This is a genomic window from Paraburkholderia fungorum (genome assembly GCF_902833645.1).
In the GTDB taxonomy this organism is placed as follows: domain Bacteria; phylum Pseudomonadota; class Gammaproteobacteria; order Burkholderiales; family Burkholderiaceae; genus Paraburkholderia; species Paraburkholderia fungorum.
In genome coordinates this window covers 197,643-223,846 of record NZ_CADFGE010000005.1, presented here as the reverse complement: position 1 = coordinate 223,846, position 26,204 = coordinate 197,643, and the positions used below count along the sequence as shown (strand labels likewise).

Here is a 26,204-nt window from a genome sequence, read left to right as displayed (position 1 = left end):
GCGGCCTGAAACACGCGAGGTCGATCATGAGCGTCGCGCTGCTGAGCAGCGATCTTGCCGGGAATATGTTTGCGCGACCGGAATTCCTGTTTCAAAGGTGCAGGCATGACCTGCTGAAACCAGCTCTTCCATTAGCCGTTCCTAGCCCGGAAATACGGAGCCGGTAACGGCTCGGCATCAAACACTGGAGGCAACGTAGCCGCCGGATAGCCGCCCGGTACGTTGAGGATGAGGTAACGACCAACCGAACGTTTGCTTCTCAAACGGCCGATCTTGCAATGGAAGTTCTGTCGCTGAAATCCGGTACGCGGAGGCCTCATCCGCTGCACCGGAGAATCCCGATGTCCCAATATCTGTTCCCTTCCTGCTTGAATACTACGCAAAAAAACTGCGCGACTGCCCGCGAAAGCGCTGCAGATAAACTATCTGATAATACGTCCGCCGAACCATGCGAGATCAATCCGCCATAGCGGCTCCTTGCCCAGCTAGCATGCCGGTTTCCCGCAATTGCCGAACCCGCGCATAGACGGTGGTCCGTGACACGCCCAGTTGACGCGCCACTGCGGCCACATTCCCCTGGTGATCCCGCATAGCTTGTAATACTGCACGAAGCATCTGCTCCTCAAGCGTTGTGCCACGCGACGCGTCGACCTGCCTCAGCGACGGTACATGTTCAGGTTGAAAACTTCCGCGGCGCGCCGTACTCCGATTGAGGAGCGCACGTGAATATTGGACCCACAGACGGGTGCCGTCCGCACGCGAAACCCGACGCGGCTGCCCTCGTGGCTTCAGGATGCGTCCAAGGAGGTCGCCCCCGGAGTCATCAAGAAGTTCGCCGAGGACGACCGGTGGAAGACTCGTTTCACGTGGGAGAGAAAGTATGCGGCACGCCGCCCGAGTTGCCGCCCGAATCTCGCCGTCCTCCTCGACAGCAAGCACGCCCGCTAACGGCGTCTCGAGCCAGCGCGGATCGGCGTGCACGCGCAATAAATGGCAGCCGCGCAGCGTAGCAAATATGCGCTGCTCAGCGGCAAGGGAGGCGAGGCGGAACTGTTCCTTCACAATCGAGAGATCACGCTGGCCGGTACCGGTGATATCCAGCGCGCCGATCACCTCCCCTCGCAGGCCGAAAAGCGGCACCGCAACGCAAGAAACGCGGTCGAATTCATTTAAATAGTGCTGCCCTCCCGTCACGATCACTTCGACGCCCTCCTGCAGAACGCAGCCTGGTGCAGTCGTGCCAACGTGCGACTCGAGTATGCGCCGCCCAGCAATGATCGGCAAAATAAGGTTGTCATCGCAGCCCGGGCTACGGCGTGCGTGAATGACGGTGCCTTTCCGATTAATGCAGAAGATGGTCCAGTCGTTGCCGCCGAACGTGTCCCATAGCTGCTCAATTTCATCGATGACGCAACTGCGCAGACGCCGGTCATCTGGCGTTCCACCCGCGCTACCGAGAAGCTCATATTCCGGCGGCTGACCCGGCATCAGACCCGCATCGCGCGAGCGCGCCCATGAGCGTGCTATCGCCCCGGGCAGCAGTCCAGACATGAGCCCATCCGGCAATTGTTCGCCGTTGGCGAAGCGCTTGCAGGCCGCGCGTAGTGGTCCGAGAGCGCCTGAGTTCACGGACACCGGCACGGACGTACTCTTCATACCCGTTCCCGTTCAGATGATGATTTGGAGCCAACCTGTAGAGAGCAACGATAATGACCCTACAGACAGATGTGCGGCCGGGCGGTGCAAATTCTCTCGGCCGTGTGCCGCTCGCTCGAGGCGGTCCTATCCACACGTATCAAGGATCCTGCAACCCGCGCGTCATTCTTACGTGACACTGGATTGGCTCGAGCGTGCTGCCGCGCTTGCCCTCCTCGACCGCTTCGTCGAACTGTTCGAGCATGCCGGACTTCACGAGCTTGCCGAACGACTATGTCCCCGCTGAAACTCGCCGACCTGTCGCCCAGCGCCACCAGGAGCAAATCGTTAACGGCGCTCGCGGCGCGCCGCGCAGCGGCCTTCTCCATATCCGGGCCAACGTCCTCTTGTGCGCCGGCACCTTCCGGCCTGGGCTCGCTGCAGTTGCACCGGGTAACGCTGTTCGACGACGATCCTATCGATGTGGCTCGGGACTGTCGCGCAACACGGACCAACGCAGTCTTATCCACCGGCACCTTAGAGCGGATAAAGCGGCGCTTCGCCCTTGACCGTGAGCCATTGCCATTGCGTGAATTCCTCCCAGTTCGCTGGGCCGCCGACGCTCGTTCCGTTTCCCGATGCACCCACACCACCGAATGGGTTGATCACCTCGTCGTTAACCGTCTGATCGTTGATGTGCAAAAGGCCGCTGCGCAGACGTTCGCCCATGCGCAACGCGCGGCCTACGTTTGATGTGACGATGGCCATCGCGAGTCCGTACTCCGTGTCGTTGGCGAGCGCTATCGCCTCCTCGTCCGTGTCGAACGGAACTACCACCGCAACTGGACCGAAAATTTCCTCGCTGAAGGCCGGATTTTCTTTAGTCACGCCAGTGAGCACCGTCGGCTCGAAGAAAAGGTCACGGAAACTGCCGCCCGCTTCGACGCGCGCGCCCGCCTGCTGCGCGGCGTCGAGCACGCGCGCGACGTGATCGCGTTGGGTCGCATTAATAAGTGGCCCAAGCGCGACATCGCCCGTGGCGGGGTCGCCAACCGTCAGACTCGATGCCTTCGCCACAAGCTTCTCGACGAAGCGCTCATATATGACGCGTTGCACGAGCACACGGCCCGTGGCCATGCAGATCTGGCCTTGATGCAAATATGCACCCCACGCCGTATTGGCGACAGCGAGATCAAGATCGGCGTCGTCGAGAACCAGAAGCGAGTTTTTGCCGCCAAGCTCAAGCGAGACCTTTTTAAGATGACGGCCCGCCGCCTCGCCAACCTTCCGACCCGCGTTCGTCGAACCTGTGAACTGGATCATCGCGACGTGCGGATCGCTCGTGAGTCCGGCGCCCGCGGCACCGTCGCCGGGCAACACGTGCAGAACCCCTTTCGGCAAGCCGGCCATTTCAAACAGACGCGCAATAACGAAGCCGCCGCATACCGCGGTACGCGGGTCCGGCTTGAGGATCACCGCGTTGCCGAGGGCGAGTGCGGGCGCAACGGCACGCATGGCCAGATACAGCGGGAAGTTGAACGGAGAAATTACGCCCACGACGCCAAGCGGACGGCGGCGCGCGAGTGACAGACGCCCCGGAACCGATGGCAGCACCTCGCCCGCCGATCGCGACGGTAATGCACTTGCTTCGTGCAGTGCCTTCACCGTCACCTGTGTCTCGAAGGCAGCCTTTGCGCGCGTCGAACCGCTCTCGCGCACGATCCATCCCACGATCTCCTCGATCGACTCCTCCGCAAGACGCGCGGCACGACGCAATACCGCGGCGCGCTCGTCGTAGGGCAGCGCGGCCCACCCCTGCTGTGCTTCGAACGCCGTCTTCGCCGACGCAGCGACAAGGGTCCCGTCGGCCATGCCGATGCACGCGAGACGCTTGCCTGTGGCGGGTTCGTTCACTTCAGCCTCTGAAGCGCCATTGCACCATGAACCGTTGAAAATACGACCGTGCCAGACGTCGTCGCCCAGGAGGCGGGAGGAAGGGGTAACGCTCATGCTGACTCCTGTTCAATTGATTCGAAAACCAGAAACGCGGTCACCACGACGGCGCACGCCGCCGTTCAACTGCGCCCCCAGATTGGGTCTTAACTTAGCGACGAAGGCCCTGGATCACAATCGGGAATTGTTCCAATGCCGAAAAGCCGCGTAATGGCGGGACAGTGCGACAAAAAGCGTCCAGTTGCTGAACACCAGATTCGGAACCGTCTTCAATAGATGGATTCGGAATGGCCCGCTCCTGTACACGCCGCATATCCAGTGCTTCGTCCGTCCATCTCATGAGATATCCCCAGCACCGACGCCGCGAGCCCGCTTATGCCTCTCAGGCGTTCCATACGAGAGGGCTCATACGACGCTTATCAGTCGTAGTGCTTATCGAATGAATCGTAGAAACTGCAACCCAGGGTTGACGATTCGTGTTTAGCCAATTGCTCGGTGGCGCGGCTCTAACGTGGGCAATGAAACCGAAGTTGCCAGAAGGCACTCTCAGACATCAACGCGTCACTGGCAGACAAGACGCTTCCAATCCGACTTCCTAAACTGCGTGCCAGAACAGCTCCTCAAGTGAAGGAGCGACTCGAGCAAAACCATCATAAAAGACAAGGAGACGGCGATGAAATGCACACGCGGACGTTGGAAGAGCGCAGCGTCGAAGATAACTATTGGCCTCGCGGCCTGCGCCGCGCTTAACGCTCGGGCCGTACCACCAACGGTGACGCTACCGAATGGCCTCGATCTCGGCAATACGTCATTCCTGGACGGATTCGGTGGGAACCCCGGTGATCTCGCTGTGCAGAGCTATCTGACGTTCGCACATGCCAACGCCTATAAAACTAACAACGGCTCCAATTCTCCCCTCTTCAACGATCCGCAGTTGAACGTCACCACGTTGGTGGAACAGGTTCTCTACGAGTTACCCACTGCAACAACAATTCTTGGCGGTCATCCCGGGATTGACGTGATCGTGCCGTTAGTGAATCTGAATTCGTCGTTTAGCCCGCCGCCTCCGTATCCCGGAGTCATGCCAACAAGTGGACACGCAGGCCTCGGCGACATGAACCTGGGCGCGCTCCTTCAATGGGATCCAGTGACAGTTGACGGGCATCCAGTCTTTGTTAGTCGCGCCGAAGTGTATGGGATGTTGCCGACGGGCAAGTATGACCGGACAACAGACATAAATCCGGGGAATCACTTCTGGGGCATCGGTATCACTGGATCGTTCACATTTCTCCTGGGCCCAGACTTTGAGATCAGCTTGCGTCCGCACTACCAGTACAGTTTCAAGAACGGTTCACCAGCCAGCAGCGCACCGCTTGACCCAGGTATCGAAGACACTCAGGCTGGCCAGGTTTTCTATACGAACTTTGCCGCCTCCTACAAAGTGACGGACAAGCTGCGCATGGGTATTAACGGATACTACCTGCGCCAGATCACAGACAACCGCGTCAATGGTTCCGCGATCGCGGACTCGCGGGAGCAGGTGCTTGGTATCGGGCCAGGAGTCTACTACGACCTGTCGAAGGGAGATAAATTCTGGCTCAACACCTACACAGAAACGCTCGTTAGAAATCGGTTTAGAAACAGCGCGGTTGTGAATTTGCGCTGGATTCACATCTTCTAGAAAAAACGTAGGGTGCGGTCGGGTCGCTCGCGGCATTGCTGCGAGCGACATTACCTCTCGAAGGTTCTACCATGCCTGATGAATATGCCCGTTTTTTGCCCAAAGCGCGACGGGGAGTCCGCGTAAGACTCCACCCCGGCGTATCTGCCCCAGACCATCCACATCACACGGTTGCGCAGCAACGTCCCCTCGCGCCCAACCAATCGATACGCCATACGGATCTATGCATGTAAGCGTGAATTGCGGCAAGCGAATGACGGATATGACGCGCATACAGAGATGTTTCAGCTCCGATTCGTCACTGCTCAGACGGATCGATTTACTCCAGGCGCTTGCTGGAGGCGGATATATATAAGTCCGGTGATATTTGAAAGCGCATGCGTGAACACCGCTTTGGCGAGCCAGTCTCGAAGATTGCACGCAGGCGAATAACTCCCAGGGTGCCCCCGGGGCTGGCAAAATGATACCCGCCGTTGGTGGCGTAGGCCGATCGGAATCTATTCACTGTCCTCCGACCGAACTGCATACCGATACGTCGGGAACAGAGACTCGCTGGGATGCGCAACGCCATGTTCTCCGCATACCGCGTGGTCGCAACAAAATGTCGCCTGTCCAAATACCAAGGTCCGCGGCGGCTGCGTTTAGTTCTCAACATTCATCCTTCCGCCGCCCACGCCGCCTGCGGTTTATCCCGGATCCCCTTGCCTTCCTCTCCCCATAGGACTGGTTTTCACACAATAACGGCAAATGCGGCGCAAAAAAAGAAGGAACCTAATACGAATGCTCCTACTGTCGGTACGGCCAGCGCTGCTTTGGAAATAAGTCTGGGTGGCCCCGATAATGGCCGCCGCACGGGTACAAAGATCGCTAGTGTCCGTCCTCTCCCTCACTGTCTGTGCCGATATATTCTTCCTTATGCGCCGCACGGCCATGAAACGGGCATCCGCTCCCAGAAGACTGCTCATGCCTGGGCTTTATCGGTGGCGTAGCCGCTGCCGCGCAGATAGCGAGCCGGGCGTCTCGCCGCTCGATGAACGTATTGGCGGGATCTGGGGCGAGTCGATCGCCTATCCAGAAGAAAGCCGCAGTTCCCAGGCGAAATGCTTTCAATACGAATGGATGAGGCTGCCTGATCTTGTATGGACCGAGCATCCACGCCGGAAGCAGACTGATGACCCACAGACGCCCGAACCATCGCAAGGACCGCGGGAAATAGCGATTCGCAAACTGCTCGATTATGTGCGCAGTCGCTTCGACGCCGAGAGGATGGTCACCATCGACGTCGCGCCCCTCATATTGGTCCATGAAAGCCATTACGCCTTCGAACGTCTCAGGGAAGCCACCAATCGGCCTGCCGCTCTTTACATTGAGAAAGAGGCCAGTCATCTTTGTCCAGAACCTGACTGCAACGCGCTTTTCCTTTTCCGAGAAGCCACGTAACCCGACCCGCCTCATCAAGCGGTGCATGCCTGCAGCCTCGTAACACAACGTATACATGTAGATGTCATCGTCCGCGAATGTGTCCGGGCCCTCTTCCGGGTACTTCTTCGCATAGAACGCGTGGATACGATTGATCGAGTCGACGTTTCGCTTCGTCTCGTCATGCGTCGAGCCATAATGCCACCACGTCTGCATTTTCCATGACGTATCATCTGCGCGTCGATCCGGCGCGCGGACGATTTTTCCCTTGCCGCCGTCGAGAAGCACCTTCGCCCCAAACTCACTGATGATGAAGTGCGGAAACGTAACCGCGTAGATTAGGTTCATCACGAAATCATTGGCCCGGTACGCGGTCATCAACTTCCAGATTTCGTCACAGTCCCGCTCTTCATCGAGGGACTCGATTCGCTTGGCAATCCACTTATAGGCCATCTTTGCCTCCGTTATTTGATTCTTTCTTGTGGTAAGTGCACAGACCTGTTCATCGCGGCGCCCGGGGAGACAATGCTCCGACACTCTGCGTCAGGGACGACTTGCCATCGCTGCATCGGCAACATCGCTCTCCTGTGAACGCAGGGCCTTGCTCCCGCGCAAAACTATCCAGTGGCACGCACGCAAATTCCGCTACGTTATGTCTGTATCTCCGACGCATTTGCGACGCGAGGCTTTTCAACACCGTTAGTCTAGAAGCCCCTGAGCAGCGAATCTTGCCTGCCCGTGACTTACCGATATCTGATAACGACAATTGAATCTGTGCGGATTCACTATCCGGCTAGTAGGGGGCCGGCATTATCTGATGGCGCCTGGATCGACTCTGAAACGTATAGCTGCACGTAGTCGGGCGAGCGTTTTAACTGAACGTTTCACCACACCGACTTCCAGTGAGTCTGACGAGAGAAAGCATTCAGACGGCAGTGGCCCGATTTGGATTCCCCGGCCCACGGGGGAACCAGCCGGCCCAATGCCAGCTCACGCGCGAATACCGCAGATACAACGGGCATAAGGGAAAACACGTCTGCCGTGGCCGCGCAAATTTATCGAGAATCCGAGGAAGTTCACAACAATGTTCCGTGAATTGATGCGACTAATGAATCAGTAGGAGAGCAAAATCGGTACGCAACTGAGACATCAGGTTCTGCATGTCACATCTTCCAGCGAAATGTGCGCGTGGCCAGATTTAATCAGCGATCTGGTCGCAGGCAGCCCGCCCGAAAAAAATCGTCAGTCATGCGAATTCGAACCCATCGGCACGACACCGTTCGGCGGATCGATCACCTGCGGCGCCGTGGGAGCAGCACGGTTTGCGCGCGTCGCGGCGACACCCTCCGTATACAGGGGACAACCCAGATTAGGGTCAGATATAGCTCCGCTCTTCGTCGCATTGCAGACGCACGGCGACAGTCTTCTCGGAGACGGCGTCAGGCAAATTCGTCTATTGCCGGGAGAATGGACGGTCTTTGATGCCCGGTGCCCGTTCACTATCAGCAGCCAACACTGTATGGAGCTGATTTTCGTGAACGTCCCGGGTTTGATCCCAGCGCAGCCACCGAGGCAGCCACTCATCTATCCGACCTTTGAGCCTCCTGGAACATCGGGTTCGGCACGGATGTTTTCCGACCTTGTAGTCTCGCTCTTCAGGGAGTTGGAGAACGTCGATTCGAATATCGCGATATCGTCGGTCGACCTTCTCAGAAACCTGTTTTCTGACGCTTTTCGTATCCAATGCCCGTGGCCCGCACAACCACTGGAGACACAACGTCGTGCGGTGATGCAATTCATCGAAGAACATCTCTCAGACCCGGAACTCAGTCCGCCTTCCATCGCGAGCGCTCTTGGAATGTCAATCCGTCAGGTTCATCGCCTGTTCAAGCGGGCGGGTAGTCAGACCGTGGGCGAGTATATCTGGAAGCGCCGTATTCAAAGGTGCTCGGAAGAGCTTCGTTCCGGAGCGAACGCCGCGCTCAGCGTGACCACGATAGCCTTCCGCTGGGGCTTTAGCAGCTCGCCTCACTTTTCACGCGCGTTTAAGGAGGAAATGGGGCTGACGGCATCCGAGTACCGCCGTAACTTCCTGACTGATCCGGGCAGCGCAATCCAGCTCCGCTAACGGCTATCACCCCGCACCGCTACTAAGCAACGGTGCGGACACGATGGCTAATGCGCTAGGCGGCCCCGATCCGCGAACGGGGAATCCAGTTGCCATGGAATGCGAGCGGAATACGATTACTGATCCGAATCCTTGCGACGGGTTCCCCGTCAAACTCCCTCGCATCAAGAATAATCAATTCCGACGAATTTCGCGTAGGATTCCACCAGACCGAGAACAGCCATCCGTGATCTTCGCTATCCGGCGAAGGATGCGGTACAAAAATCGGCTCCCCGGGGATCATGCTATAACTCTCTTCAATTCCCTGCAGTTGCATATTGCCTGTTGCAAAGTCGAACTTCGCCAGGCAATTGAATCCTTGCCCGCTCCTTTCAGGATCGACAGCCGCGAGATATCCGAATCGATGCTTCTTGCCCGAGACCGCCTCATTCAACCGGAGGAACTCGCCCTCCACCCCCTCGAATGCCATCTGAGCCGAACGCCGATTACGGGTATCGATAATCGTACGTACCATTCGAGGAAAACCAAACACCGGGGCTGTCACATGCGGAAAGGGAAACGGAAACACCTCTCCGATCGGAGGCACACTGCCTGTCTCAAGGAGGTCCGAAATGCAAGCATCGACGACGATTTCATCGTCCTCCTGGTAGGCATTCAGGAAGTGCGTAATCTGAAAGTCTTTTTCCTGCCTGATGGTGATCGTCGAACCATCGCGACGATTAACCAGAAATATCCGGGTGCCAGCCGATGTATCGAGAGACAGGACGCCTTTACCCTGCGCCACCACGCTCTCTTCCGCAACGTTATTGATAAGCGGGCTCAGAAAGAAAATGAACCAATCGTCGCTGAAGATAAAATCGTGGATCCACGCGCGACTATCCATTTTTACGGAGTGTTCGCTCTGCACTGCTCCGGCCTGATCTACTGCAAAGCACGTCAACATCCCGGCCCTAACGTCCTGCGCAATGAAAAGCGTCTCCCCGGTCGACGGATCGACGTGCGGGTGACCAGTGAGAAGCCTGTCTCCAAAGCGCCCCCCAAAATCGAAGGTTCCCTTCGTTTCCAGCGTGTCGGGATCAAGCTCCCAGTAGTGATTCCCGAGCTCATGAAGGGCCAACACCTTGCCCGCGAGCGCAATGACGTTAATCCCAGCGACGGTCTTGATCGGGGGAGCGCCGGGTGGCAATTCGCCTTGAGAAACATTCGAAACCCCATAAAGCCCGTTATAGAGCGCCCGTCCGGCCTTTTGTTCCACCATCAGACCTTCCGTCCCCACCCATTTGCACGCATACCGCACGCTGCCTTCGTCCAGGAAAAACGCGTGCGTCATGCCATCGCCATCAAACCAGTGAGCGCGGTCGGCGTTGAGCGGCTGGAAAAATTGCGAGTTTCCGGTTCGATACAGTACGCCGCTTAACTCGCGTGGGATCTTGCCCTCGACGATCGGCGCGTCCTCCTCATATTCTCGCGTAAGCGGCTCGAACGGGCCGTTAAGAAACGGATTTACCTCACTCCACATGTTCCAACTCCTGCAAAACGTCATTTTGTGTTTCAGGGGTCAAACGCGGTCATTTGGCTACCCCTGGGTTTCGAAAGATAGACGTCGCAGGGACACCAAACCTGATCGTTTTCAGGGTATCTTCCCCGTCATCGCGACGCCCACCTTGTTGATCAAACGGCGGGAAAGTAGATCGCCTTCGTCTCCGTGAACGTTTCCAGGCCCTCGGGACCACCTTCCCGTCCGATACCGGACTGTTTGAATCCTCCAAAGGGAATTGAAGGATCGAGCTGAAGCCCGTTGACCGTGAGGTTTCCCGTGCGAATTCGTCGTGCGATGCGCTCGGCTCGACCGATATCAGCCGAGAATATAGTGCCGCTGAGACCGTACAGACTGTCGTTTGCAATGCGGATAGCGTCTTCGTCTCCGTCGTGGCATATGATCGAGACGACTGGACCGAAAACCTCCTCACGAGCGATCGTCATATCGCTATGGACGTTGTCGAACACAGTGGGGGCGACAAAGTAACCGTGCTCGTGCCCCGGGGCGCGGCCTCCGCCAATGACGGGGTTGGCACCCTCACGTTTTGCCACGTCAATGAAGTCCAGCACGCGCCGGTATTGATTGGAGGTTGCCACGGGTCCGATCATCGTGTCCGGGTCCCATGGGCTTCCAACCTTCATCCCATCAATCGCGCGGATGTATGCGCTCACGAATTCATCGTGCCGCTTGCGCGGCACCAGAACACGTGTTTGCGAAAAACAGATCTGACCGCTGAACGGCATTGTGAACGGCGCTACGTTCGCAATCCAGGCTCCAATGTCCGCATCGTCACAGATGACTGAGGCCGATTTTCCACCAAGTTCCAGGCTGACTCGCGCGAGCCTGTCTGCACAGACCTGTGCAATGTGCTTTCCTGCCACGGTCGAGCCAGTAAAGCTAACCTTGTCGATCATCGGTTGGCGAATCAACCAGTCACCGACCTCACGACCAGCCGGCACGACGTTGAATACTCCTGGAGGAAGTCCAGCGGCGGCGACACACTCCGCAAGTACCAATGCGTCCAACGGCGTTTCCGGGCTGGGCTTCGCAACAACGGTGCAACCTGCTGCGAGCGCGGCGGCCAGCTTTTGCGTCAGCAGAACAAGAGGGGCATTCCACGGTACGATCAGCGCACATACGCCTACCGGCTCCCGAACGACTTTTACCCGTCCCGTTGGCACCGTGCGCTCATCCTCGAACGAAGATTGCGAAATCAGGTCCGCGTAAAAGTCGAAGTATGCCGGTGCGATCCCGGTAAACTGGCTCGCAAACCAGCTCGGCGCCCCGACCTGCGCCGTCCAAAGCCTGCCAAAAAGGGCGAGACGATCCCGCATCTCCGACGCAATCCTCCGAAGCACTACAGCCCTTTCCACAGACGGGCTACACGCCCAGGAGCCTGTATCGAATGCATCCCTGGCCACCTTAACGGCAGCACCAGCGTCTTCAATCGATGCGGCGGGCAACCGGAAGATCACCTCTTCGGTAATGGGCGAAACCAGCTCGAACTCCTCTGAGCCCTTCGGCGCGCACCACTCTCCGTTGATGAAAAAGCGCGTCCGAACGTTGTCGGACAGTTCACCGTCGAAATTGAATTGATCTGTCGCTGCCATTATTTGCCTCCTCAAGCGTTTCCCGGTATCGAACTGGAGGTTACGGAGGCAGCGCTCTGGCGTCTTGCCTGAGCATGACACCGCGATATCTGTGCATGACGTCCTGCAACCCCACAGGCGATAGCGTTGGCATTCCGGCGACTCCGGACCACTAACGGGCAACGATCAGGCGCAGGCCAAAGCTATCCGGAGCGCACATCTATAACGGATGCCGTCACCCGACGGACGCCTGATCCGGGGCAAACCTAAACAAGGCGACCTCAGCCTTCAACCTATGTGCCTGGTCGTCAAGCGATTCGGCTGCTGCTGCCGCCTGCTCAACCAGCGCTGCATTCTGCTGCGTTACCGAGTCCATCTGAACTATCGCCCGGCTCACCTGGTCAATGCCATGGCTCTGTTCTGCCGACGCACCTGCGATCTCCTCCATGATCCCGGAAACGCGCCCAACCGCCGTCCTGATACCATCCATGACCTGGCTTACGTCTGCCATATGTTGTGAGCCGAGTGCGATGCCGGCCACGGAGGCAGAGATTACTTCCTTGATTTCTTTGGCAGCCGCGGCCGAACGTTGAGCGAGGCTACGGACCTCGCCGGCCACTACGGCAAAGCCCTTTCCCTGTTCGCCAGCGCGAACCGCCTCAACCGCAGCGTTAAGTGCGAGGATGTTGGTCTGGAAAGCCAGTTCTTCAATAAGGCCGGTAATTTGCGAGATTCTGTTTGAGCTTTCGCTGATACACCTCATCGTGTCTCCCATCGCGACAACCATATTGCTTCCGGCGGCCGAGACCTCGGTGGCCTGTCCGACTAGCATGGTTGCCTCGCGCGAGCTCTCCGCATTCTGTCTTACCGTCTGAGCTATCTGTGTCATGCTTGATGCCGTCTCTTGCAGAGACGCGGCCTGTTCCTCCGTACGTGCAGAAAGTTCAAGGTTGCCTGCCGCTATTTCGCCGGCTGCCCTGGCCACGGCATCGGCTGACAATCGCACTGAAGACACCGTTCCTTCAAATCTATGCATCAGCTTGTCGAAGGCCAACGCGCCCCTACCGAACTCGTCCATGCGTGGACTGGCTGATCGCTGCGACAGATCCAGTGTCCTCGTAATTTCCTCAAAGTTCCTCCGCATGCGGATCAGTCCGCCACAGACAACGCGTTGAAGATGAACGGTCGCCCACAACGACATGGCAGTTCCGACGGCGCATGCGAAGATCACACCGCTCAAGAGAAAATCTGATCGAGTTCCCGAAATATTTCGGCCGAACAACTCGATCGCGGCCAGTGATGCCGACGTCACCGTCAGGATCGCGCATGATCCGAGCGCGAAGAGCAGCCGAAGCCTGATTGTTATTACTTTATTCATAGCCCTATCCCCGGCGAACACTGGATGACACGTCTTCCGTTATCAGTTCTCAACGCAGCGTGATGAAATCCATTCAGTAGAAGTGCTTCAGGATCTGAGACGCATCCCCGACTGTCCAGTCGCAGGTCATTTTCCGATCAGTGGAGATGTCAGGTGTCTGGCGAGCCACGGTTGGCTCTCTATCCGCTTTTTCTCGAAACTTCGAATCAGGTCGGCGTGACGCAAAGTGAGCGCGATGTCGTCGTAGCCGTTGAGCAGGCAATATTTCCTGAACGCTTCGACCTCGAACGAGTGCTCGTCACCACCCGACGTAGTTATGCGCTGCCGTTCCAGATCAATGGTCAACTGAAACCCGCAGTTTGAGCGCGTCTGCTCGAACAGATGTGTCACCTGCTCTTCCGGCAGCACGATCGGCAATAACCCGTTCTTAAAGCAATTGTTGTAAAAGATCTCCGCGAAGCCCGGTCCGATTAATGCCCGGAAGCCGAACTGCTCCAACGCCCAGGGCGCATGCTCACGGGAGCTCCCGCAGCCGAAGTTGCGCCGCGTCAACAGGATCGATGCGCCCTGATAACGGGGTTGGTTGAGTATGAATTCCTGATTCAGGGGACGTGTTGAATTGTCCATCCCCGGCTCGCCGTGGTCGAGATAGCGCCATTGATCGAATGCGTGTGGGCCATATCCCGTCCGCCTGATCGACTTCATGAATTGCTTCGGAATGATCGCGTCCGTGTCCACGTTCTCCCGATCGAGAGGTACAACCAGACCCGTATGTACGGTGAATTTGTTCATCATGCGGTGCTTTACAGATTTCAGTCGATAGGACGTGAGCGAACCGGGGCGCAGTATCCCCGCGCGTCCCGGTCACGGAGCGTTGCGTGCCTTAGAAGCTGTGTCTGATCCCTACCATGGCCCCGAACTGACCGTCGCCCGCCGCCGGCGTCGTGCCTCCGCCGCCCGAGCTAACGGTAAACTGCGCCCTGGCGCTGTTATCGAGGTAAGCGCCTTGCGCGTATACGGCAGTGCTTTTTGATAGCAGATAGGTAAGGCGCAGCGTCCCCAAGGTGCCGCGGGTATCGTGCTGGGACACGATCATGCGGTACATCTCGCCATCAACGATAACCGCTGGTGTGGCCTGAATACTTGCCCCGGCGTAAAAGAGGTTCGCACGGACGCCCTCAACGCCGGGCCCCGTTACCGTCCGGGCGATCCATCCCGCACCCAGTCTCGCCGGTCCGATCTTTGCCCAACCGTTCGCTTCGATGCGCGCGTCCTTATCACCGCTTGCCGTGATCGGTACCGCCGCCACACCATCGAAAAAGCTCGCAGTCGCGTTCGCGCCACCTCTCTGTTCATCGTAGACAGCCGATGCGCCGAAATTACCTCCATCGTATTTCAAACGGGCGCTCCATTGCCTGCACGCAGTAAACTGGCCCGCAACACTACCCGCGCAAGTACCCTGCCCTGGAGCGTTCCCGGTTCCGGCGGAGTCCCTGCCAAAAGAATAGGTCGCGCCGAAGCTCAGCCCGTAATAGGTAGCACTCTGATAGACAACTGCGTTGTCGCTACGCGCATTAGGCAGGTATGCATCAAACGATGCTATTGCATAGATGTTTGGGCCGAGAATGTCAGATTCCTGGATTCCCCAGTACGCCATCGAATATTGCCGGCCGAAGGAGAGCGTCCCCCACGTAGATGATTTGATTCCAACCCAGGCCTGTCTTCCGAACAGGCGCCCGCCTTGTCCCAGATCCCCTCCACGCGGGTTGAATCCGTTTTCCAGCACGAAGAGAGCCTGAAGGCCGCCCCCAAGATCTTCCGCTCCACGCAAACCCCAGCGCGATGGGAGTGAACCCGTAACACCAGGCATTCGAACAATTGAATCTCCCTTGGCATTTGCGTGCGTAACATATTCGACCCCTGTATCAATAATCCCGTAGAGGGTGACGCTACTTTGCGCCAATGCCGGCGTCGCCGTGCAGACTGCCAAACCTGCGATGATGTATTGTTTCATTAGATCTCCGAATTTTATAATAATTGAACAGCCCTATATTTGGGCTACTCGAGTGCCGTTCAGTTCGCTTGCTGAGCTCAGACTCTATTCACGCCGGGCGCTTCTACGCAGCGCAACAGCAACTGCCGCGACGACCGCCGGGACAATGCCTGCAAGGAACACTTCGCTGACGCTCCAATGCAGTTCAAGGAGAATTCCGCCGATCAGCGGACCGCAGATAGAACCGATGCGCCCAATGCCGACGGCGCATCCGACGCCCGTAGCCCTCATGTGGATCGGATATATCTCGGCGGCTAGCGCGTTCAGTCCCGCCTGGACACCCTGTACAGCCACGCCCATCAGGACGCTCACGACGACGACCGTGTGAGCATTGCCTGCCGAGCTTGCCAGCGTCACGGCAAGCAGCATATATGCAACGAGCTCCGAGATGAGTACCCTTCGCGTACCGAACCGGTTCATCAACGGACCCTGCAGCAGACAGCCCACGACACCGCCCAGACTGAACAGCGCCACGGAACGGATTCCTGCAGAAACGGAGTGCTGAGCCGAGGACAGTACGGCCGGCATCCAGCTTACGATGAAATACAGTACGACAAGGTTCATAAAATAGGGTATCCAGAGCAGCAACGTCTGGACAGCGTGCTCACGTGCGAACAGGTCGCGCAGCGGCACGCGGGCTGCGGCATCCTCCGGCGCGTAGCGCACCAGAGACGGGTCCAGGTCCGGTGCTATTCGCCGAACAATTGCGCCCAGTTGTCGCTGTTTGCCCCCGCGTAACACGAGAAAGCGAGGCGACTCTGGCATTAGGGTGAGAGATAGTAAAGCGACCGCAAGAGGCAATGAACCACCGACGATGAATACAGACTGCCAGCCGTGAATGGGGATCAGTGTCGCGCTGATCACGCCACCCAGCACCGCACCTAACGGCATACCGCACATCAGGGTGGCGACAATGGTTCGGCTATGCCGCCGCGGGGCGTATTCCGACGCCAACGAAATCGCATTAGGAAGTGCCCCACCCAATCCGACTCCAGTGAGGAAGCGCAATATCAGGAGCTGATCATACGTTTCGACATACGCGGTCGCGATCGAAAGTGCTCCAAAAAGCACGGTCGAAAGAACGATCATCGTCTTGCGGCCAAATCGATCGGCAAGGGGGCCAAGCGAGACTGCCCCGAGAAGCATACCAAGCAGCCCGGCACTGAATACTGGACCAAAATGGGTAACGGGCACTCCGATCCCCCGCGAAATGACCGGGGCCAACATACCAATGATCTGTGTATCGAAGCCGTCCAGAACCGCCGTTAATATACAAAGCGATATGGCATAAAACTGCAGGCGACTCAGCGGTCGGGCGTCTATGACCTCGTGCACCTGTATTGAGGCCGATGATGTACTCATATTTGTCTCCGTGCGGCTGCGAGCCGCTCTTTTTGTTAATCAGCTTCGAACCGGCTGACGCGTCAGTCGAGAGATACGTCAAACGGCTTAAGGAAGGTCTACGGTGAGGCTTCCCCCATTGACCCGCGACACACAGGCGCACATCTTTACGCCTGCCCGCTTTTGCTCATCGGACAGGAACACATCACGGTGATCGATTTCGCCCGTGGATTGGACAACCTGTACAGCACACAACCCGCACTCGCCCTTTCTGCAATTGAAAAGCGGGTCGGCGCCGGCAGCTTCCAGCGCATCAAGCACGGTCTCGTCTGCGCCGACGCCGACCTCTATTCCGAGCCGGGGCACCTTTAGCGTGAACGGGCGATTTGGATATGCGCCACCATTGGCAAATGACTCGAACCGCAGATCGGCGCTTCGTCGACCATCAGCAACCCATGCATTCCTCGCCGCGGTCAACATACCGACAGGGCCGCAGACGTACATCTCTGCGTCGCGATCCAATCCGTCCAGCAGATTTTCGAAGGAAACGACCTCATCCAGGCTGGCGTCATAAATCTCTATTGCACGACCCAGACGCGTCTCTAACTGGTTGAGAAACGGCATGGATTTGCGATTCCGGCCAGCATAAACAAGACGAAACTCCGCGCGGGCAGTCAGCAACTGCTCGACCATCCCTACGATAGGAGTAATGCCGATACCGCCCGCCACGAGGATCCGCGGTACCGCGTGCGTCGACAGCGGAAACGCGTTATGCGGACCGTCAATCCGGAGCGCATCGCCTTCGCGCAGGCGCCACATGAAAGCCGAACCGCCCCGCGACGCTTCCACGCGTCGCACTGCGATGAGCCCCTTCGATCCACCATTCTGCGTGCCGATCAGCGAATAGGACCTCGACTGGGTACCCGATTCCAGTTGACAAAGAACATCAACGTGGCTTCCCGGCTGGAATGCAAGAGGCGCCCTGAAGTCGAGCTCGATAAGACGGACGTCGTCACATACCTGCTCGACGCGAGTGACATACACAGCTTGTACGTATTTCATGTCGCTACTCCGCTGCTTGCGAACCGATAGAGACAATGGGAATGACCGGATTTTTGCCGGTCCTTCCCTGCCGCTCACGTTCCACAAGCCGGTCGATGTAACGGCGCGCCAGTATGGCTCCGCCATCGACGTTAAGCGGATAGAATTCTCGATCGGGATAGCGCGACACCGCGCCCTGCTGTGCTTCGAGAATCGCCTTATCTTCAGCAAAAATTGAGCGTACCGCCTCGCGCCACTCTGTCGTGAGGCGCTGGCTGCTGAGCTTGTAGTTCCGTACGATTGCCCAGTAGTAGACGCATGAGGTCTCGGTCTCCGGCGTGCTCACATGAATCACGAAGCCCGTGATGCCCCGGCTACGATCGCCCTCAGGCGCGCCCGTGCCCGTCGGCGCGACACCGACGTCAATCGTGACGGTGCCAGGAGCATGAAATGTGATGTGTTGCCACCGGTCTACCGGCCCCTCCTTTCCAAGTTGCTTTTTGAAGAAGGGGGGCGGCTCGATGTTGACCATCCAGCGCGTCACCTCGACAGTGTGTTCTGTACGGGAAACGGTAAAGGGCGCTTCAGCAACGGCGCGATTACCGATACTGCCGTGATGGACGAAGGTCTCGTGGGTAAGATCCATGAGATTGTCGATCAGCAGACGATAATCGCATTGAAGAGGTGTCGTCCCACCGTCACCGGCCCAATCGGGGCTGTCATTCTGGAACAGGTTAGGAACGAGCGCTTCGTCCGCCAGCTGTGGGTCGCCCATCCAGACCCAGACAAACCGATGTCGCTCGACGACGGGAAAAGACCGCACGCAGGCCGATGGGTTCAGGGTCTCCTGTGATGGCATCTGGATGCAACGGCCGTCAGCTGCAAACACCAATCCGTGGTAGCCGCACGTGACAGCATCACCATTCAGTGTTCCAAGTGACAGGGGCAGCAAGCGATGCCAACAGGCATCCTCGAGCGCCGCTGCGGAGCCATCCAGTTTTCTGTAGACGACAATAGAAATGCCGCATACCTTCTTCGGCGTGAGCTGACGGCCAATCTCATGATCCCACCCAGCCACGTACCACGCATTCATTGCAAACATACTTCGTCTCCTCACTTGCTGTCGCTCTTATGGCGAACATTCGAAATGCTCTGCACGGCGCTTACGGCACGCCAGCACATCGTGGGGTCAATCCTGATTTATTCTGTACTCCAGAGTTGAACTCCGCGCATGCCACCGGCCCATCATCAAGGGCAACTACCGTGACATTCGCGATGTCCGAATTTCCGCGCCAAGGTTCAGCACGGCCCCGGAGCGCGGTGACGCTCAGTCGTCAAGCCGTTGCTCGCGCCAAAGTCCAAGTGCCTTTTGCGCGGGCCGGTCAGAGAAGCTGAAAAGGACTGCGTGCTCGGTCGTCCGGTGTGAAGTCACGCTCCACGACGGCGCAACGAATACGTCACCCACGTTCCATTCGATAAGCTCACCGTTTATCGTGCTTGTACCCTGCCCTTCTCGCACGCAATAAACCGTGGCATCGGTACACCGGTACGGTCGGCCATTGAATCGGACTGGCAACTGCTGAATGAACGCACCCATCGTCGGCATCGGATATCCGCCCGTCGTGGGATTGGTGTACTGGAGCTTGATACCGTGACAGTCATCCACACCACCGCACGCCAGTTGTCGGAACGCTTCCTTCACCCTCGAGTACGGGTAATGAAAAACCGGGGAGGAACTGCCCTCCGGGACGTACCCGATCGGCAGCATGTTCGAACCGTAGCGGGCAAGTGCGTCTCCCGCGGACCGTTCGACCTGCTGTGTCTCGCCGGAGGGATAGGCTTCGGCGAAACTCGCGTCAAAGAGGTTGACGATTGGGACGTCAAGGCCATCAAGCCAGATGACGGGGTCCTCGCCGAGATTGCCATGGTCATGGAAGGTCCAGGAGGGCGTCACGATAAAGTCACCCGGGGACATCGGGATGCGTTCGCCGCTAACTGCTGTATATCCGCCCTGACCTTCGATAATCAGACGCAGGGCGGCCGCGGCGTGTCGATGGCTTGGTGCCACTTCGCCCGGCAGGATCAGCTGAAGGCCGGCATACAGGCTCTGGGTGATCTGTGACATCCCACGGATGCCCGGGTTCTCGAGCACCAGAACCCGGCGCTCCGCCTCCTTCGCGGTAATCAGCTCTCCTGCCTCAAGGAGCAGCTTGCGCATATCCAGGTAGTCCCACTTATGTGCAACGCTGCGCGGCCTCGGCTCGGGCGTCACGAGCTGGGCCATCACAGCCCACAAGGGCGCCGAATTCTGTTCGTTGAGTCGCCCGTATAGCGCCAGGCGTTTCGGATCGTCCGTGTCCCTGGCCAGTTGAATATCGGGTGTCTGCATGGTCAAGCCCCGATCCCGCTGCTTCGAACATCTACGCGCATCGAGCCAATGGCATCGAACTCGGCAAACATGCTGTCACCCGGCCGAATCGACGCAACACCTTCGGGCGTACCGGTAATGATCACGTCGCCGGGGTACAGGGTATAGAAAGAGGAAGCAAATTCGATCAGTTCCGGCACACCGAGAATCAGCTCACTGGTGTTGGATTGCTGACGGATCTCCCCGTTGACCGCAATGGAGAATCCGAGATTGCCCGGGTCCGGAAGCTCGTCGCTCGTGACGAGCCACGGTCCCAATACCGTGTACGAATCCGGAGATTTGCGGAAGCTGCGCTCTTCCGGGCCCCGAATCGTGATATCCAGACCGATGCAATAGCCGGCAACGTACTTGAGTGCATCTTCCTTCGACACGTTCGCGGCTGTTTTCCCGATGACGACGGCGAGTTCGACTTCGTGATCGTTGCGACGATCGAGCTTGCGCAGCGCAACGCCTTGGGATGCACCGACGAGCGAGCTCGTCGCTTTCAGAAACAGGCCCGCGCGCTGGATATGGTTAATCTGGTTGTCATGATGCAGATTCGCATCGCCGAGCACTTCTTTCAGGTGCTTCTGGTAGTTCACCGGGGCTGCGACAATCTTTCCAGGGTTTGCGACCGGACTCAACAGCGCAACCTCAGAGAGCGGAATCGACCGCGCGCGCGGCGCTATCTCCAATGCTGCGTGTCGAACCTGCTCCAGATTCGCGATCAGTACATCATGTTCAGGAAACGGATAATGAGCCGAAGGAAGGACCTGGAGAGCTTCCGTTACGTCCCTGACTACATCGCCTTCTACAAGACCAAGGCGGTTTTCATTAAAGCGGCAGATCTTCATGTTTTATCCCAGCAGTATTTCTAGTGGCACACGTGACGCGTGGTGATCTGGTCAGGTAGTCCAACCTTAGTTTGTGGTCACGAGGCTCTCGCCTCGAAGCTGCGAAGTCGGGCGGATAGCACTGGCGTCATAGAGCCATGCCATACCATCCAGCGTCTGATCGAGGGAGCGTGACTGCAGGAACTGATTCCGCAACTCGCGATTCACGCCATTCGCGTGATAGAACTCGCCATATAATCGCGCGCTCATCTGGACCTTGCCCGTGCGCAGATAGCGCCGTTCCTGATATCGCACGAACGCGGTCGCGAGATCGTCGTTGGCATGGGCAATCTCGTCCGCAAGCACGACGGCGTCTTCCATAGCCATGCAGGCGCCCTGTGCCATGTATTGCAGCATCGGGTGGGCGGCGTCGCCCAGAAGCGTCACGTTGCCCTTCGACCAGTTCTTCACCGGATCACGATCGCACAGCACCCACATGCGCCACGTCTGGATTTTTTCGAGCAGGACCTTCACGGTGGGCACTGCGTCACGAAAGCGAAGATGCAACTCTTCCGCGTCGCCCACAGCGTCCCAACCTTCCACGTATCGGTCGCTGTGGAATACGGCGACGAGATTAAACAACTCTCCGCCGCGCAGCGGGTAGTGAACGAGGTGAGTCTTCGCCCCGGCCCAGAGCGTCATCGTGTTGGAGCGCAAATCCTCCGGCACTTCGCTGATTGGAAGAACCGCGCGATATGCGATATGCCCGGACACTCGTGGACCACCGTCTCCGACGATCTGGCTCCGTACGGTCGACCAGAGTCCATCAGCGCCGATCAGCGCACGCCCCCTGACGTCGCCATCCGTCGTCTGCAATACAACGCTGTCGCCGTGGTCAGTGAAGCCGTTCACTTTCACGTTCGTCGACACTTCGATCAGATCCGAGCGCAGGCAGGCGTCCAGAAGAATCCGATGAAGATCGGCACGGTGAATTAGTGCATAGGGGTAGGTAAACCGGTTGAGGAACTGGTCGTCGAGGGGAATCGACACAACCTGCTCACCCGAGATTCCGTCCATCATCACCAGCCGTTGTGGCATCGCCGCCTTGGCACGGACCGCATCCGTGACGCCAAGTCGTTCGAAAACGTGGAAGGCATTGGGCCCGATCTGAATGCCCGCCCCGATCTCTTTGATCTCCTCGGCGCGCTCGAAAAGCCGAACTTTGAAACCGGCCTTGCTCAGGGCAAGTGCCGCTGCGAATCCACCAATGCCACCGCCCGAAATAAGGATGGGCAGCGAATGTTGCTGTCCTGATGCCATGTCTCCTCCGACTTATCTGCAAGTACATGAATGCGTCTGAACGCCCCCAGGTTCGGTGGGCCTTCACAACGTTGTCGATTCTAGGGACTCGCGGACCATCAATCTATATGTAACAATTGATAGGCATCGTCAAACAAATTGATAAAGGAGACAGAGGTGGACAATCTCGACCTGAAGAGCTTGATGGTGTTTGACGAGGTCTATCGAACGGCCAGTGTTTCGCGGGCCGCGGAGAACCTGGATCTGGGGCAATCGGCGGTAAGCATGGCGCTTGCCAAATTCCGGAGGCACTACAACGACCCGCTGTTTGTCCGAACTTCTGAAGGAATGCAGCCGACGCGTCTTGCCGACGACATAGTGGGTCCCATTCGCGAGGCCATGTCAGCGTTGAAGCTCACTTTATTGCATCGCACCACCTTCGATCCGCTTACGTCGAATCGTATGTTCGGGTTATGTATGACGGACATAGGTCAGCGGGTGATGATGCCGCGCCTGCTTGCTCATCTTCGGGAAGTTGCACCCAGTGTTCGCATTGATCTCAGTTACACCTCCGAACACACAGCTCACCAACTGGAGGCAGGTGAAATCGATCTTGCGATAGGCTTTTTGTCGCAGCTGGATGCAGGCATGTATCAACAGCAACTCTTTACCGATAGATTCGTCTGCATCGTAAATCGCGACCACCCGCGCCTTCGCGAAAACAGCGTCACGCTCGAAGAGTTCGAGCGTGAATCGCATCTGATTGTTGCCACGCAGGGAACAGGGCACGTAATTGTTGAGGAAACGCTGGAGCGCAACAACATCAGACGGAAGGTCGGGCTGCGTATCCCGAATTTTCTGGGCGTCGTCTCGAATATCGCAAGCACCGAATATCTCGCGATCGTCCCGGAGCGATTTGCACGTATCGTCGCCGAGAACACGCCGATCAAATTGATTGAACTGCCGTTCGCGGTGCCCACTTACCGGGTCATGCAACATTGGCACGAACGCTATTCTCGCGACCCATCCTTGAGCTGGTTTCGAGCGACCATCGGCCAACTCTTTCGCGAATAGAGGCATCACTTCTCTGCCAGTTGCCATTCTGCTTCCCCGTGCTGACGCAAACTAAACTTAAATCCATGCTGTCTGGGGCCGCGCTCGATAGATCCGCAAAAAGGCCGCCCGACCGTGATCACGGAGCAAGTCCCAGACCTCTCTCCGGCTCCCGCTTTTCGCGAAGGCAAGTGCGGCACGTTGAAAAGTTTTATCGCCCGACTGGAAGTCCCCACCCTCCAGGGCATCCCGTCGAACTGTTCGGTATCGACCGATAGAGCGCGTCTAGAAGCGAAATGCGATGCCAGCCTGGGTGACGAGGGGATCAAGACGGACTGCCGCATCAACAGGCGCCGGGCCGAGATACTCCGTTGCACTGGTGCGCGCGATGAATTTCTTCACGTCGACGAAGACCCCGATGTGTTTCGTTATCCGGTACTCGAGGCCGACCTGCCCCAGTCCACCCCACGCGTTGCGTGCCTGAAAATCGGTGACGGAGCCGTCCGTCGTGTCGAATATCTTCAGATATGTCACGCCGGCGCCGATGTATGGATAAAGGTTGTAGCGCGCAAGCCCCTGGAACTCGTACTGAAGCGTCAATGTGGCCGGGGCGTACTTCACTTTCCCGATGGTCCCTGGGCTCGCCACGGTTCCTGTCCCCGTCAATGTCGTTGTAGACGGCACGCCCACGGTGAGTCCCAAAGACACGCCTGGCGTAATTCGGTAGCCAAGTTCCGTGAGAAATGCCGCATTGTTCTTCACGTCTGCATTCGCGCCTGGTACGGGCTAGCCACCAGCCTTCAGATCGGCGTTCGCATTGAACGCAATCCAGGCAGCCCCGGCACGAATCCACCAATGACTGTCATCCTGCGTGGTTGGCGTCGTCAGAACGCTCTGTGCGTTGGCGGCATTATATGACATCATAAGTATTGCTAATGAATAGACAGTTTTACCTATCGAAAACCTGACTGTTGGAAAGATTACCTTCTGTCTCCTTGGATCTTTTTTTGACTTTTATGCTGTTACTACTCGGGCACAGGTTAGGTGCCCGCCTCCCTGCTTTCAATACGCGATGCAGATGGACTTCGGCGTTGTGTAGGCATCAATCGCCGCGGCACCATGCTCCCAACCAATACCCGAACTCTTGAATCCGCCAAACGGCAGGTTTGGATCGACCATATTGTGGGTATTGATCCAGACCGTTCCTGCCTCGATGGAGTCGGTCAGTGACAGAGCCGCGGAGAGATCATTTGTCCAGACACTTGCGCCGAGGCCACCCTCCCGGTGACTTCGCAGGCGAACCTGGCCAGGCTTGAGCGGAGCATCGGTACGTGGCTGCGAACTTCGAACTCCGGCATCAGATCCGCAGACGGTCGACCGCTGAACTGGGCCGATTTCCCTTCCTGCCCGTCATGCAGGATGCTTACGCCGTAGCGCCCGTGTTCGCTTATGAGGCGATGGGTCCGGCCCGGCTTCAGCGAGATCATGAGCGTCGGCGGGTCCAGGCTGATTGATGTGAAACTGTTTATCGTCATGCCATGCACGCTGCCCACCTGCTCACCTTCGACTGTGACAACGGCGATGCCGATGGCAAATAGGGACACCGCCCTACGGAACTTTGTTCGCGCATCGATCTCCGCTTGGGTAGGTTGCTCTTCCATCAAATCCATTTGTAGTCCTACATGCTTGTCACTCTTCTGCTCAGACAGGATCGCCACCGCCACGTGGCGAACATCCCCGACACGCGGTCATTGAGACCGCACTTCTATGCCGCAATGGGAGCCGACGTCGCGTTCTGCTCTCCCGCTTTCGGTCGTTCGCACCATGCTGCCATCCGCTGCGGACTGGAAAAGCAGTCCCATTGACGTTCCGGATAATTGAAATTGTCGGTGAATTCGTCTGCGAGCTCGCGATGCTGGTACAGGTTGAAAATGAATTGTTGCAACTCCGCCGGAAGAAGTCGGAGGTTCGTAAGCATGAAGTTGGTCCAGCGGGTTGCGCTCAGCACCCGATCCTGGCGCCGCATGTTGACGTGCTCGCAAAAGCGCTCGTCAAACACGTCCTGGCGGACGATCTCTTCGCCGACAATCCAGGCTGCATGGGAAGCCATGTTGGCACCCTGACCGAGCACCGGGTCAACGGTGGCAGGCACGTCACCAAGCGCGAGCGCCATCTTGCCGTCGCCAAGCGCCATGTGCGTGGTTCGAACCGTCGGTGTGCTGACTGGCAAATATGCGCTTGAGCAGCAGGACCCGGCCCGTCGTCGATAGCATCACGAACGCCAGAGCGATGGCACCCAGCGCGACCGCGGCAACATGGTGGCCGTATGTGTCGATCCTCGCGGCCAGCAGGAAATTGCTGAAACGGCCCGCGAGCCCTGTCACGCGCACCGCCACGCCGGTTATCGCGCCGCCGAACACCAGCCACCAGGCGGGAGACGAAAACCCCGCGAAGACGGTCTGCGCCGGCTCGACACTGAACAGCATCGCGAAGAGGAAAAACAGCAGTGTGGTCACGGGCTCTTTCAGCAGCCCAAGCGCCCATGAACAGACCGTGAAGAACACGAGGATCGCCGCCTGGGACATGGCCACCGGGTAGCCCCGGATGAGCGGTACGTAGCGCGTCGGGATGAGTGCCGCCACCCACAGGATCAGCAGGCCCGTACCGATCTGCTCCCCGTAACGCGCATGCACCGACCGGCGCCAGGGTTTGCGCGCGGGCCGCTTTACGTCGACCCTGGCTGCCTTCAGTTCACCCACTGTCGTCTCCACATCATCGTCTGCCTGCGAAACTGCTTTCATCATAGGCAGTCGTACAATGGCGATGATTCGACTGCCGGACATCTTCTTACGAA

At 57.9% G+C, this 26,204-nt stretch carries 21 protein-coding genes and 1 pseudogene; 3 read left to right on the top strand and 19 right to left on the bottom strand.

All coding sequences use genetic code 11. The features are described from left to right. Positions 1–456 precede the first annotated feature (456 nt). Positions 457–1,656 (bottom strand): helix-turn-helix domain-containing protein, encoded by a 1,200-nt coding sequence (locus HWX91_RS18115; protein WP_081833130.1) that lies wholly within the window; start codon positions 1,654–1,656, stop codon positions 457–459. Between the two features lie 516 nt (positions 1,657–2,172). Then, the gene (locus HWX91_RS18110) at positions 2,173–3,645 is read right to left on the bottom strand and encodes a benzaldehyde dehydrogenase (protein WP_028197567.1); all 1,473 of its coding nucleotides are present in this window, start codon (positions 3,643–3,645) and stop codon (positions 2,173–2,175) included. Positions 3,646–4,261: 616 nt separating this feature from the next. On the opposite strand from HWX91_RS18110, the gene HWX91_RS18105 reads away from it, so the two are divergent. Continuing rightward, on the top strand, positions 4,262–5,269 hold the full coding sequence (locus tag HWX91_RS18105; RefSeq protein ID WP_042275473.1) for a SphA family protein: 1,008 nt from the start codon (positions 4,262–4,264) through the stop codon (positions 5,267–5,269). Positions 5,270–6,136: 867 nt separating this feature from the next. Here the strand turns inward: HWX91_RS18105 and HWX91_RS18100 are convergent. Beyond that, positions 6,137–7,141, bottom strand: a complete 1,005-nt coding sequence (locus HWX91_RS18100; RefSeq protein WP_028197565.1) for an oxygenase MpaB family protein — start codon at positions 7,139–7,141, stop codon at positions 6,137–6,139. A 727-nt stretch (positions 7,142–7,868) separates the two neighbouring features. Here HWX91_RS18100 and HWX91_RS18095 point away from each other — a divergent pair. After that, positions 7,869–8,816 (top strand): helix-turn-helix domain-containing protein, encoded by a 948-nt coding sequence (locus HWX91_RS18095; RefSeq protein WP_081833129.1) that lies wholly within the window; start codon positions 7,869–7,871, stop codon positions 8,814–8,816. Positions 8,817–8,871: 55 nt separating this feature from the next. Here HWX91_RS18095 and HWX91_RS18090 read toward each other — a convergent pair whose 3' ends face one another. The 11 genes from HWX91_RS18090 to HWX91_RS18040 all read right to left on the bottom strand — a co-directional run bounded on the left by HWX91_RS18090 (position 8,872) and on the right by HWX91_RS18040 (position 22,318). Beyond that, on the bottom strand, positions 8,872–10,335 hold the full coding sequence (locus tag HWX91_RS18090; RefSeq protein WP_042275470.1) for a carotenoid oxygenase family protein: 1,464 nt from the start codon (positions 10,333–10,335) through the stop codon (positions 8,872–8,874). Positions 10,336–10,487: 152 nt separating this feature from the next. Continuing rightward, entirely contained in the window at positions 10,488–11,966 is a 1,479-nt protein-coding gene (locus tag HWX91_RS18085; RefSeq protein ID WP_042275468.1) for an aldehyde dehydrogenase, read from the bottom strand. A gap of 214 nt (positions 11,967–12,180) precedes the next feature. Next, positions 12,181–13,323 carry a methyl-accepting chemotaxis protein gene (locus HWX91_RS18080; RefSeq protein WP_028197562.1) on the bottom strand — a complete coding sequence of 381 codons (1,143 nt, stop codon included), beginning with the start codon at positions 13,321–13,323 and terminating at the stop codon, positions 12,181–12,183. 126 nt (positions 13,324–13,449) lie between these two features. Next, the gene (gene leuD / locus HWX91_RS18075; protein ID WP_028197561.1) at positions 13,450–14,115 is read right to left on the bottom strand and encodes a 3-isopropylmalate dehydratase small subunit; all 666 of its coding nucleotides are present in this window, start codon (positions 14,113–14,115) and stop codon (positions 13,450–13,452) included. Positions 14,116–14,206: 91 nt separating this feature from the next. Beyond that, a complete protein-coding gene (locus tag HWX91_RS18070) occupies positions 14,207–15,337 on the bottom strand; it encodes a porin (RefSeq protein WP_028197560.1) in 1,131 nt (376 codons plus the stop codon). Between the two features lie 84 nt (positions 15,338–15,421). After that, entirely contained in the window at positions 15,422–16,738 is a 1,317-nt protein-coding gene (locus HWX91_RS18065; RefSeq protein ID WP_028197559.1) for an MFS transporter, read from the bottom strand. Between the two features lie 87 nt (positions 16,739–16,825). Further along, entirely contained in the window at positions 16,826–17,779 is a 954-nt protein-coding gene (locus HWX91_RS18060; protein WP_042275464.1) for a PDR/VanB family oxidoreductase, read from the bottom strand. Between the two features lie 4 nt (positions 17,780–17,783). Continuing rightward, a complete protein-coding gene (locus HWX91_RS18055; RefSeq protein ID WP_042275460.1) occupies positions 17,784–18,860 on the bottom strand; it encodes an aromatic ring-hydroxylating dioxygenase subunit alpha in 1,077 nt (358 codons plus the stop codon). A gap of 225 nt (positions 18,861–19,085) precedes the next feature. After that, positions 19,086–20,147 carry a gentisate 1,2-dioxygenase gene (gtdA, locus tag HWX91_RS18050; RefSeq protein WP_028197556.1) on the bottom strand — a complete coding sequence of 354 codons (1,062 nt, stop codon included), beginning with the start codon at positions 20,145–20,147 and terminating at the stop codon, positions 19,086–19,088. 2 nt (positions 20,148–20,149) lie between these two features. Then, complete coding sequence (locus tag HWX91_RS18045) at positions 20,150–21,019, bottom strand: fumarylacetoacetate hydrolase family protein (protein WP_028197555.1); 870 nt, start codon at positions 21,017–21,019, stop codon at positions 20,150–20,152. A 66-nt stretch (positions 21,020–21,085) separates the two neighbouring features. Continuing rightward, positions 21,086–22,318 (bottom strand): 3-hydroxybenzoate 6-monooxygenase, encoded by a 1,233-nt coding sequence (locus HWX91_RS18040; RefSeq protein ID WP_042275457.1) that lies wholly within the window; start codon positions 22,316–22,318, stop codon positions 21,086–21,088. Between the two features lie 156 nt (positions 22,319–22,474). Between HWX91_RS18040 and HWX91_RS18035 the strand changes: the two genes are divergently transcribed. Beyond that, positions 22,475–23,371, top strand: a complete 897-nt coding sequence (locus tag HWX91_RS18035) for a LysR family transcriptional regulator (protein WP_028197554.1) — start codon at positions 22,475–22,477, stop codon at positions 23,369–23,371. A gap of 264 nt (positions 23,372–23,635) precedes the next feature. Here HWX91_RS18035 and HWX91_RS18030 read toward each other — a convergent pair. From HWX91_RS18030 to HWX91_RS18015, 5 genes and pseudogenes are all read right to left on the bottom strand, one after another. Next, positions 23,636–24,115, bottom strand: a pseudogene (locus HWX91_RS18030) (OmpW/AlkL family protein); the annotation flags it as partial. Positions 24,116–24,412: 297 nt separating this feature from the next. Beyond that, a complete protein-coding gene (locus tag HWX91_RS40795; protein ID WP_341809978.1) occupies positions 24,413–24,577 on the bottom strand; it encodes an aldehyde dehydrogenase family protein in 165 nt (54 codons plus the stop codon). Next, positions 24,574–25,020, bottom strand: coding sequence for a flavin reductase family protein (locus HWX91_RS40790; protein WP_052660761.1), 447 nt, complete (start codon positions 25,018–25,020; stop codon positions 24,574–24,576). Before HWX91_RS40790 ends, HWX91_RS40795 begins: the two co-directional genes overlap by 4 nt. 95 nt (positions 25,021–25,115) lie before the next feature. After that, a complete protein-coding gene (locus HWX91_RS18020; RefSeq protein ID WP_028197553.1) occupies positions 25,116–25,544 on the bottom strand; it encodes a hypothetical protein in 429 nt (142 codons plus the stop codon). Further along, entirely contained in the window at positions 25,504–26,109 is a 606-nt protein-coding gene (locus tag HWX91_RS18015) for a transporter permease (RefSeq protein WP_244144086.1), read from the bottom strand. Before HWX91_RS18015 ends, HWX91_RS18020 begins: the two co-directional genes overlap by 41 nt. Between the last annotated feature and the right edge of the window lie 95 nt (positions 26,110–26,204).

Bases quoted from the DNA above. Each gene is read 5' to 3' on its own strand.
- HWX91_RS18085 (WP_042275468.1), bottom strand. From the start codon at position 11,966: ATGGCAGCGACAGATCAATTCAATTTCGACGGTGAACTGTCCGACAAC.
- HWX91_RS18070 (WP_028197560.1), bottom strand. From the start codon at position 15,337: ATGAAACAATACATCATCGCAGGTTTGGCAGTCTGCACGGCGACGCCG.
- HWX91_RS18095 (WP_081833129.1), top strand. From the start codon at position 7,869: ATGTGCGCGTGGCCAGATTTAATCAGCGATCTGGTCGCAGGCAGCCCG.
- HWX91_RS18090 (WP_042275470.1), bottom strand. From the start codon at position 10,335: ATGTGGAGTGAGGTAAATCCGTTTCTTAACGGCCCGTTCGAGCCGCTT.
- HWX91_RS18105 (WP_042275473.1), top strand. From the start codon at position 4,262: ATGAAATGCACACGCGGACGTTGGAAGAGCGCAGCGTCGAAGATAACT.
- leuD (WP_028197561.1), bottom strand. From the start codon at position 14,115: ATGAACAAATTCACCGTACATACGGGTCTGGTTGTACCTCTCGATCGG.
- HWX91_RS18040 (WP_042275457.1), bottom strand. From the start codon at position 22,318: ATGGCATCAGGACAGCAACATTCGCTGCCCATCCTTATTTCGGGCGGT.
- HWX91_RS18065 (WP_028197559.1), bottom strand. From the start codon at position 16,738: ATGAGTACATCATCGGCCTCAATACAGGTGCACGAGGTCATAGACGCC.
- HWX91_RS18020 (WP_028197553.1), bottom strand. From the start codon at position 25,544: ATGGCGCTTGGCGACGGCAAGATGGCGCTCGCGCTTGGTGACGTGCCT.
- HWX91_RS18060 (WP_042275464.1), bottom strand. From the start codon at position 17,779: ATGAAATACGTACAAGCTGTGTATGTCACTCGCGTCGAGCAGGTATGT.
- HWX91_RS18100 (WP_028197565.1), bottom strand. From the start codon at position 7,141: ATGGCCTATAAGTGGATTGCCAAGCGAATCGAGTCCCTCGATGAAGAG.
- HWX91_RS18115 (WP_081833130.1), bottom strand. From the start codon at position 1,656: ATGAAGAGTACGTCCGTGCCGGTGTCCGTGAACTCAGGCGCTCTCGGA.
- HWX91_RS18080 (WP_028197562.1), bottom strand. From the start codon at position 13,323: ATGAATAAAGTAATAACAATCAGGCTTCGGCTGCTCTTCGCGCTCGGA.
- HWX91_RS18110 (WP_028197567.1), bottom strand. From the start codon at position 3,645: ATGAGCGTTACCCCTTCCTCCCGCCTCCTGGGCGACGACGTCTGGCAC.
- gtdA (WP_028197556.1), bottom strand. From the start codon at position 20,147: ATGCAGACACCCGATATTCAACTGGCCAGGGACACGGACGATCCGAAA.
- HWX91_RS18055 (WP_042275460.1), bottom strand. From the start codon at position 18,860: ATGTTTGCAATGAATGCGTGGTACGTGGCTGGGTGGGATCATGAGATT.
- HWX91_RS40790 (WP_052660761.1), bottom strand. From the start codon at position 25,020: ATGGATTTGATGGAAGAGCAACCTACCCAAGCGGAGATCGATGCGCGA.
- HWX91_RS18045 (WP_028197555.1), bottom strand. From the start codon at position 21,019: ATGAAGATCTGCCGCTTTAATGAAAACCGCCTTGGTCTTGTAGAAGGC.